This window comes from Klebsiella sp. GB_Kp047 (assembly GCF_040065235.1).
Lineage (GTDB): Bacteria > Pseudomonadota > Gammaproteobacteria > Enterobacterales > Enterobacteriaceae > Klebsiella > Klebsiella quasipneumoniae.
Map to the genome: position 1 here is coordinate 1 of NZ_JBEAJG010000018.1, position 4017 is coordinate 4017.

Genomic DNA, 4017 nt, shown 5'->3' on the forward strand with positions numbered 1-4017 from the left:
TTTGTGTCATCCGGGGAGGGTGCCGGCATGCCTCCCCGGTGGCGCTGCGCTTACCTGGGCCAGGGGCCTTGCGGGTTCTGTAGCCCGGCGCGGTACACCTCTCACCACTGGTAACGCTCCGCAATATTATTGCCTCTGTAATCAGGCAAGCCTTCCCCCGCCAGATACGGTAAACTAACGCCGATTTTGCATCAGGAAGCCACTATGAACCACTCCCTCAAACCCTGGAATACCTTTGGCATTGAGCGATCCGCCAATACGATAGTACGCGCCGAAACTGAGCAACAGTTGCTAAGCGCCTGGCAAACCGCTGCCGCGGCTGGCGAACCCACGCTAATCCTTGGGGAAGGCAGTAACGTCCTGTTTCTGAACGACTATGCCGGTACGGTGATCCTCAACCGGATTATGGGGATCGAGGTGAGCGAAACCCCGGATGCCTGGCGCTTGCACGTCGGTGCCGGCGAAAACTGGCATCAACTAGTACAGTTCACGCTACAGCATGCGATGCCTGGTCTGGAAAATCTGGCATTAATCCCTGGCTGCGCAGGATCGTCGCCGATCCAGAATATTGGCGCCTACGGCGTCGAATTGCAGCGGGTCTGCGAATATGTTGACTGCATCGAGCTGGAAACGGGACGTAAACAACGCCTTTCCGCGGCGGAATGCCGTTTCGGCTATCGCGACAGCATCTTTAAACATGAATATCAGGACTGCTACGCCATCGTCGCGATTGGCTTATCGTTAGCGAAAGCGTGGCGACCTGTGCTGAGCTACGGTGATTTAACACGTCTCGATCCGCAGACAGTCACCCCGCAACAGGTATTCGATGCGGTCTGCCATATGCGAATGACTAAATTGCCGGATCCAAAGATTAACGGTAATGCTGGCAGCTTTTTTAAGAACCCGATCGTCAGCGCTCAGGTTGCTGAAGCGCTGCTGGCGCAGTTCCCTCATGCACCGCACTATCCGCAGGCAAACGGCAGCGTCAAGCTGGCCGCTGGCTGGCTAATCGATCAATGTCAGCTCAAAGGAAAACGCATCGGCGGCGCGGCCGTGCATCGACAGCAGGCGCTGGTACTGATTAATGAAGATCAAGCGACCAGCGAGGATGTGATAAAGCTAGCCCATTACGTTCGCCAGCAGGTGGGGGCAAAATTCAATGTATGGCTTCAGCCCGAGGTGCGCTTCATTGGAACGCATGGTGAAGTCAACGCAGAGGAGAGCATTGCGTGAAAGACCATACTATCCCTTTAACGCTAATTTCTATCCTTGCTGATGGTGAGTTTCACTCAGGTGAACAGCTTGGCGAGCAGTTAGGCATGAGCCGGGCGGCGATTAATAAGCATATCCAGACGTTACGCGACTGGGGCGTCGATGTGTTTACCGTGCCGGGCAAGGGGTACAGCCTGCCAGAGCCCATTCATCTGTTGGATGAGAAAAAGATCTCCCAACAGATAGAACATGGCCGAGTGACTGTCCTTCCGGTAATCGACTCCACTAACCAGTATTTGCTGGACAGACTGGATGAGCTGACGTCCGGCGATGCCTGCGTAGCTGAATATCAGCAGGCAGGGCGAGGCCGGCGAGGCAGAAAATGGTTTTCCCCCTTTGGTGCGAATCTCTATCTCTCGATGTACTGGCGTCTGGAGCAGGGCCCGGCAGCGGCGATTGGCCTAAGCCTGGTGATTGGTATTGTGATCGCTGAAGTGCTGCAGCAACTCGGGGCCGAACAGGTTCGCGTGAAATGGCCAAACGATATTTACCTGCAGGATCGTAAGCTGTCAGGGATCCTCGTGGAGCTGACGGGGAAAACGGGCGATGCCGCACAAATCGTCAGCGGCGCGGGTATCAACCTTGTGATGCGTCGTGTGGAGTCTGATGTCGTCAATCAGGGTTGGATCAGTCTTCAGGAAGCGGGGGTGGTCATCGACCGTAATCTCCTCGCCGCGCGCCTGATTAAAGAGCTGCGCCTGGGACTGGAGCTGTTCGAGCAGGAAGGGTTGGCTCCTTATCTGCCGCGCTGGGAAAAACTGGATAACTTTATTCATCGTCCGGTAAAACTGATTATCGGTGATAAAGAAATTTATGGCATTTCCCGCGGCATTGACGCCCAGGGTGCGCTATTGCTGGAGCAGGATGGTGTGATAAAAGCCTGGGTTGGTGGTGAAATATCATTGCGCAGCGCAGAATAAAAAAGGGAGCTCCGGCTCCCTTTGCTTTATTTACGTAAGCGTACCTGATTAACAGAATGATTGGCGCTCTTGGTCATAATCAGGCTGGCGCGCTCGCGAGTTGGAAGGATGTTTTCCTTGAGATTCATTAGGTTAATCTCATTCCAAAGCGAGGTGGCAATTTCGACCGCTTCTTCCTTCGACAGCTTGGCGTAATTATGAAAATAAGAATCCGGGTCGGTAAATGCCCCTTCCCGGAATTTAAGAAAGCGGTTGATATACCAGCTTTTCAATAATTCTTCCGGGGCATCGACATAAATAGAAAAGTCGACAAAATCCGATACGAATACATGATGCGGATCGTGTGGATAATCCATCCCACTTTGCAGAACATTCAGTCCTTCAAGAATGAGAATATCCGGTTGAGCGACGGTTTTATCGCCATCGGGAATAACATCATAAATTAGATGGGAATAAACCGGTGCAGTTGCCTGTGGTACCCCTGATTTGAGATCGGAGACAAACTTCACCAGCCGATGCATATCATAGGACTGCGGAAAGCCTTTTTTCTTCATTAACCCACGTTCTTTCAAAACTGAGTTAGGGTGCAAAAATCCGTCAGTGGTAATGAGTTCGACATGGCGATGCTCCGGCCAACGGCTCAGCAAGGCCTGCAGTACACGGGCGGTGGTGCTTTTTCCTACCGCCACGCTGCCAGCGATACTGATAATATAGGGAATTCGCTGACCGTTGGTGCCAAGAAATTGTTCGAGAACAGCCTGACGACGCAGGTTAGAACTGATATAGAAGTTGAGCAAACGCGACAGCGGCAAATAGATCTCAGCAACCTCTTCCAGAGAGAGATCTTCGTTGATGCCTTTTAACCGCGTGATTTCTTCCTCGGTTAACGTCATCGGGACAGAATCACGAAGTGCAGCCCATTGGTGGCGGTTAAATTGTAGGTACGGTGTCATTAACGTCTGCTCTTTTTGGCTCATAAGCATGTTCTTACCATCACCGAATACGTTGAAACGGCGATGCTTCACACGAGTTAATCAGGACAATGGGCAGGAGGGTAACACCAGATTGCCGGGAATAATAAGAAAAAAACTCATTGAATGCCGCTTTCTCGCGCCAGCGTCACAAGAGAGGAATAAGTTTCTTATGCTTTGCAAAGCATGGCCTTTGCTAACAGGATGGTACTAACGGCCTGCTGCCTTTCAGTTTACGGTCAGCATACGTTCCTGGTAAACGTGGCTGACCGAAACCGCGCCTGATGGGCCCGTTTGTTGGCGATTATTTGCACTCCTTTGTTTGAAATTACACCGTTTTTTCGCGTAAGAGCACAAAATGTGAGCAAGAGAACGTTTTATGCAAATTTTTAGTTGCATGAACTCGCTCCTCTCCCTAGAATGCGCGCTACTTGATGCCGACTTAGCTCAGTAGGTAGAGCAACTGACTTGTAATCAGTAGGTCACCAGTTCGATTCCGGTAGTCGGCACCATAACAATTTGGGTGGGGTTCCCGAGCGGCCAAAGGGAGCAGACTGTAAATCTGCCGTCATCGACTTCGAAGGTTCGAATCCTTCCCCCACCACCACTTTCTGGCGACGCTTTGCGTAGCCGGAGTTGGTTGGGTAAACTAATCAGCTCAATACTAAAGAGAGCAGTCTTTTTAGTATTACAGAAAGAACTGGGTAGCCGAGTTTCAGGATGCGGGCATCGTATAATGGCTATTACCTCAGCCTTCCAAGCTGATGATGCGGGTTCGATTCCCGCTGCCCGCTCCAGACGTGCTGATATGGCTCAGTTGGTAGAGCGCACCCTTGGTAAGGGTGAGGTCCCCA

Annotated in this window: 3 protein-coding genes and 3 tRNA genes; 5 read left to right on the plus strand and 1 reads right to left on the minus strand. The window is 51.8% G+C overall.

What is annotated here, in order from left to right:
- Positions 1–204: 204 nt before the first annotated feature.
- Together murB and birA are read left to right on the plus strand one after the other, a co-directional pair.
- A complete protein-coding gene (gene murB / locus ABLV76_RS08285) occupies positions 205–1233 on the plus strand; it encodes a UDP-N-acetylmuramate dehydrogenase (protein ID WP_064178669.1) in 1029 nt (342 codons plus the stop codon).
- A complete protein-coding gene (birA, locus tag ABLV76_RS08290) occupies positions 1230–2192 on the plus strand; it encodes a bifunctional biotin--[acetyl-CoA-carboxylase] ligase/biotin operon repressor BirA (RefSeq protein ID WP_004206834.1) in 963 nt (320 codons plus the stop codon). The genes murB and birA overlap by 4 nt, the downstream gene beginning before the upstream one ends.
- Positions 2193–2218: 26 nt before the next feature.
- Here the strand turns inward: birA and coaA are convergent, their stop codons facing one another.
- Positions 2219–3169, minus strand: a complete 951-nt coding sequence (coaA, locus tag ABLV76_RS08295) for a type I pantothenate kinase (RefSeq protein WP_004206833.1) — start codon at positions 3167–3169, stop codon at positions 2219–2221.
- A 430-nt stretch (positions 3170–3599) separates the two neighbouring features.
- Here coaA and ABLV76_RS08300 point away from each other — a divergent pair.
- From ABLV76_RS08300 to ABLV76_RS08310, 3 genes are all read left to right on the plus strand, one after another.
- Positions 3600–3675, plus strand: a tRNA-Thr gene (locus tag ABLV76_RS08300).
- A 10-nt stretch (positions 3676–3685) separates the two neighbouring features.
- Positions 3686–3770: transfer RNA gene (locus tag ABLV76_RS08305), tRNA-Tyr, on the plus strand.
- A gap of 115 nt (positions 3771–3885) precedes the next feature.
- Positions 3886–3960 (plus strand) — tRNA-Gly (locus tag ABLV76_RS08310).
- Positions 3961–4017: the final 57 nt, after the last annotated feature.